Origin of the sequence: Methylibium sp. T29, assembly GCF_000576205.1 — a bacterium.
GTDB lineage: Bacteria > Pseudomonadota > Gammaproteobacteria > Burkholderiales > Burkholderiaceae_C > Methylibium > Methylibium petroleiphilum.
In genome coordinates this window covers 1-4,645 of sequence record NZ_AZND01000249.1, presented here as the reverse complement: position 1 = coordinate 4,645, position 4,645 = coordinate 1, and the positions used below count along the sequence as shown (strand labels likewise).

The following is a 4,645-nucleotide window of genomic DNA, read 5'->3' as shown; positions in this document are numbered from 1 at the left end:
CACGTGCCCGCGCCGCGGGCCGGCGGCGGGCGCGCGCGGCGTCGTGCGGCGGGGTGACGGCCGGACAGTGTCCGAGCCACTCCCTGGGACTTTCCCGCATCCTGCGGCCCATCGCGCTGCGACAGCCTGTCGCGCCATCGGTGGTCAAGCTGTCGATCTCCAGGGGCGGTGCGCGACAGGCTGGCGCGGGCTCCGCGCTGCTGCACTGCAGCGTCCTTCCCGGGGCTGCTGCTGCGGGGTTTCCCTTTGCGCAGTCACGCACGGCGTGCAAAAGCCAGGACTAACATAGGAATGGAATTGCCGAAGTCGGCGATCAGCTCGATGCCAAGGCACGCGCGCCCCACCGGGCGCAGAGACCCAGGAGTCAGCCATGAACGATCCGAAATCCAAGCTCTCGCGCCGCCACGTCGTGGCCGGTGCCGGCACCGTGGGGGGCGCTGGCCGCTGCGGCGGTGGTGCTGCCGGGCGCACGCGAGGCCGAGCCCGCGGCCGCCGCGGCGGTTCCCCTGGCCGAAGCCGGCGAAGCCGCCGGCTATCGCCTCACAGCGCATGTGCAGCGCTACTACCAAACCACCAAAGTCTGAGTGCCGGAGGTCCCATGTTGCTCACGCGCAAGTCGCCTGATGCGGGCTCCGGCTCGCCCGCATCGTCGCTGGTCTCGAGCCTCTCGCGCGGCCTCTCGCGCGCCATCCCGACGATGGACCGTCGGTCCTTCCTGCGCCGCTCCGGCCTGGGCGTGGGGGCCGGTCTCGCCGCCGGGCAGCTGACGTTGGTGCGCAAGGCGCAGGCCTCGGATGCGTCCAAGGCCGAGGCGGGCCCGGGCAAGGTGGAGGTCAGGCGCACGGTGTGCGGTCACTGCTCGGTGGGCTGCGCGGTCGACGCGGTGGTGCACAACGGCGTGTGGGTGCGCCAGGAGCCGGTGTTCGACTCGCCGATCAACCTGGGCGCGCACTGCGCCAAGGGCGCTGCGCTGCGCGAGCACGGCCGCGGCGAATACCGCCTGCGCTACCCGATGAAGCTGGTGAACGGCAAGTACGAGCGCATCAGCTGGGACACCGCACTCGACGAGATCAGCGCGCGCATGCTCGAGCTGCGCAAGCAGAGCGGCCCGGACTCGGTGTTCGTGGTCGGGTCGAGCAAGCACAACAACGAGCAGGCCTACCTGCTGCGCAAGTGGATGAGCCTGTGGGGCAGCAACAACTGCGATCACCAGGCACGCATCTGCCACAGCACCACGGTCGCGGGCGTCGCGAACACCTGGGGCTACGGCGCGATGACCAACTCCTACAACGACATGCAGAACGCCCGCATGGCGCTCTACATCGGCTCCAACGCCGCCGAGGCGCACCCGGTGTCGATGCTGCACATGCTGCATGCCAAGGAGACCGGCTGCAAGATGATCGTCGTGGACCCGCGCTTCACGCGCACCGCGGCGCGTGCCGACGAACACGTGCGCATCCGTTCGGGTTCGGACATCCCCTTCCTGTTCGGCGTGCTGCACCACATCTTCAAGAACGGCTGGGAAGACAAGCAGTACATCAACGACCGCGTGTACGGCATGGACAAGGTGCGCGAGGACGTGCTCGCGAACTGGACGCCGGACAAGGTGCAGGAGGCCTGTGGCGTCGACGAGGCCACCGTGTTCCGCGTCGCCAAGACCATGGCCGACAACCGCCCCGGCACCATCGTCTGGTGCATGGGCCAGACCCAGCACACCATCGGCAACGCGATGGTGCGCGCCTCGTGCATCCTGCAGCTCGCGCTCGGCAACATCGGCAAGAGCGGCGGCGGCGCCAACATCTTCCGTGGCCACGACAACGTGCAGGGCGCCACGGACGTGGGCCCCAACCCCGATTCGCTGCCCGGCTACTACGGCCTGGCCGAGGGCTCGTTCAAGCATTTCGCCAAGACCTGGGGCGTGGACTTCGAGTGGATCAAGAAGCAGTACGCGCCGGGCATGATGACCAAGCCCGGCATGACGGTGTCGCGCTGGGTCGACGGCGTGCTCGAGAAGAACGAGCTGATCGACCAGGACAGCAACCTGCGCGGCCTGTTCTTCTGGGGCCATGCGCCGAACTCGCAAACGCGCGGCCTGGAAATGAAGAAGGCGATGGACAAGCTCGACCTGCTGGTGGTCGTCGATCCCTTCCCGTCGGCCACCGCGGCGATGGCGGCGATGCCCGGCAAGCCCGAGGACCAGAACCCCAACCGCGCCGTCTACCTGCTGCCGGCGACGACGCAGTTCGAGACCAGTGGCTCGTGCACCGCGTCGAACCGCTCGATCCAGTGGCGCGAGCAGGTCATCGAGCCGCTGTGGGAGAGCCGCAACGACCACATGATCATGTACCAGCTCGCGCAGAAGCTGGGCTTCGACAAGGAGCTGACGAAGAACTACAAGCTGGTCGCCGGCAAGGGCGGCATGATGGAGCCCGAGCCCGAATCGATCCTGCGCGAGATCAACAAGAGCGTCTGGACCATCGGCTACACCGGCCAGAGCCCCGAGCGCCTGAAGGCGCACATGCGCAACATGCACGTCTTTGACGTGAAGACGCTGCGCGCCAAGGGCGGCACCGACAAGGAGACCGGCTACTCCCTCGACGGCGATTACTTCGGCCTGCCTTGGCCGTGCTACGGCACGCCGGAAATGAAGCACCCGGGCTCGCCCAACCTCTACGACACCTCCAAGCACGTGATGGACGGCGGCGGCAACTTCCGCGCCAACTTCGGTGTCGAGAAGGACGGCGTCAACCTGCTGGCCGAGGATGGCTCGTTCTCCAAGGGTGCGGACCTCACCACCGGCTATCCGGAGTTCGACCACGTGCTGCTGAAGAAGCTCGGCTGGTGGGACGAACTGAGCGAGCCCGAGAAGGCCGCGGCCGAGGGCAAGAACTGGAAGACCGATTCGTCGGGCGGGATCATCCGCGTCGCGATGAAGAACCACGGCTGCCATCCGTTCGGCAACGCGAAGGCGCGGGCCGTGGTGTGGAACTTCCCCGATGCGATCCCGAAGCACCGCGAGCCGCTGTACTCGACGCGTCCGGACCTGGTGGCCAAGTACCCGACGCACGACGACAAGAAGGCGTTCTGGCGCCTGCCCACCTTGTTCAAGACCGTGCAGGACAAGAACAAGGACATCGGCAAGGACTTCCCGCTGATCATGAGCAGCGGGCGGCTGGTGGAGTACGAGGGCGGCGGCGAGGAGACCCGCTCCAACCCCTACCTGGCCGAGCTGCAGCAGGAGATGTTCGTCGAGATCAACCCGGCCACCGCCAACGACCGCGGCATCCGCAACGGCGAGACGGTCTGGGTCCGCACGCCGACCGGCGCGCGCCTCACGGTCAAGGCGCTGGTCACCGAGCGAGTGGACCGCGAGACGGTGTGGCTGCCCTTCCACTTCTCGGGCCGCTGGCAGGGCGTCGATCTCGCGCCCTACTACCCGCAGGGGGCGATGCCGGTCATCCGCGGCGAGGCGATCAACACCGCCACCACCTACGGCTACGACAGCGTCACGATGATGCAGGAGACCAAGACCACGGTCTGCCAGGTCGAGCGCGCCTCTGTGTGAATTGGAGAGTTGACATGGCAAGAATGAAGTTCATCTGCGACGCCGAGCGCTGCATCGAATGCAACGGCTGCGTCACCGCCTGCAAGGCCGAGCACGAGGTGCCCTGGGGTGTGAACCGACGCCGCGTGGTGACGCTCAACGACGGTGTGCCGGGCGAGCGCAGCATCTCGGTGGCCTGCATGCACTGCTCCGACGCACCCTGCATGGCGGTGTGCCCGGTCGACTGCTTCTACCGCACCGACGAGGGCGTGGTGCTGCACGACAAGGACATCTGCATCGGCTGCGGCTACTGCAGCTATGCCTGCCCGTTCGGCGCGCCGCAGTTCCCGACCAACGGCACGTTCGGGCTGCGCGGCAAGATGGACAAGTGCACCTTCTGCGCCGGGGGCCCGGAGGCCAATGGCTCCGAAGCCGAGTTCGAGAAGTACGGCCACAACCGCCTCGCCGAGGGCAAGCTGCCGGCCTGCGCCGAGATGTGCTCGACCAAGGCCCTGCTCGGCGGCGACGGCGACGTGGTCGCCGACATCTTCCGCACCCGCGTGCTGACGCGTGGCAAGGGCTCCGAGGTGTGGGGCTGGGGCACGGCCTACGGCAAGCCGACCGGTGGCGCGGCGCAGCCGGCCGCGGCCGAAGGCGGCAAGTCATGAGGCGGTCCCTGCCGCGTGGTCTGGCCCTCCTCGGCGCGGTGCTCCTGGCCGCCGGGCTGACGGCGTGCGCCGACAAGCCGCAGACGGCGTCCGGCCCCAAGAAGGGCGACAGCAAGCCTGGGACGGCAGCACCGAAGCCGGCTACACGGCGCCGGACTGGAAGCAGGGCGACCGCGCCAGCTGGGAACAGCAGCTGAGGGCCCGCAACCAGCAGCAGAACGAGTACACGCGCTCGCGCTGATGGTGCGCGACGTCGAACACCGGCCGCAGCGTTGACAGGGGGATGCCGATGACACACACGATGCTTCGATGGTGGGCTGCCGGCTGCCTGGCATGGCTCGGCAGCGTGGCGGTGGCGCAGGGCACCCCGGTCGCCGACCCGGCCGTGTCGCCTGTTGCACAGGCCGCACCGACCGCCCCGGCCGCCAGCGCG

General features: G+C 68.4%; 4 protein-coding genes. All 4 read left to right on the top strand.

What is annotated here, in order from left to right; genetic code table 11:
- The first annotated feature begins 416 nt into the window (after positions 1-416).
- Positions 417-584 carry a formate dehydrogenase gene (locus x551_RS18660; protein WP_343252160.1) on the top strand — a complete coding sequence of 56 codons (168 nt, stop codon included), beginning with the start codon at positions 417-419 and terminating at the stop codon, positions 582-584.
- A 14-nt stretch (positions 585-598) separates the two neighbouring features.
- Positions 599-3,565: a formate dehydrogenase subunit alpha gene (locus tag x551_RS18655; RefSeq protein WP_036234461.1), complete on the top strand. Its 2,967-nt coding sequence runs from the start codon at positions 599-601 to the stop codon at positions 3,563-3,565.
- Between the two features lie 14 nt (positions 3,566-3,579).
- A complete protein-coding gene (fdh3B, locus tag x551_RS18650) occupies positions 3,580-4,212 on the top strand; it encodes a formate dehydrogenase FDH3 subunit beta (RefSeq protein ID WP_011828769.1) in 633 nt (210 codons plus the stop codon).
- A 64-nt stretch (positions 4,213-4,276) separates the two neighbouring features.
- Entirely contained in the window at positions 4,277-4,453 is a 177-nt protein-coding gene (locus x551_RS24630; RefSeq protein WP_343252159.1) for a hypothetical protein, read from the top strand.
- Positions 4,454-4,645 lie beyond the last annotated feature (192 nt).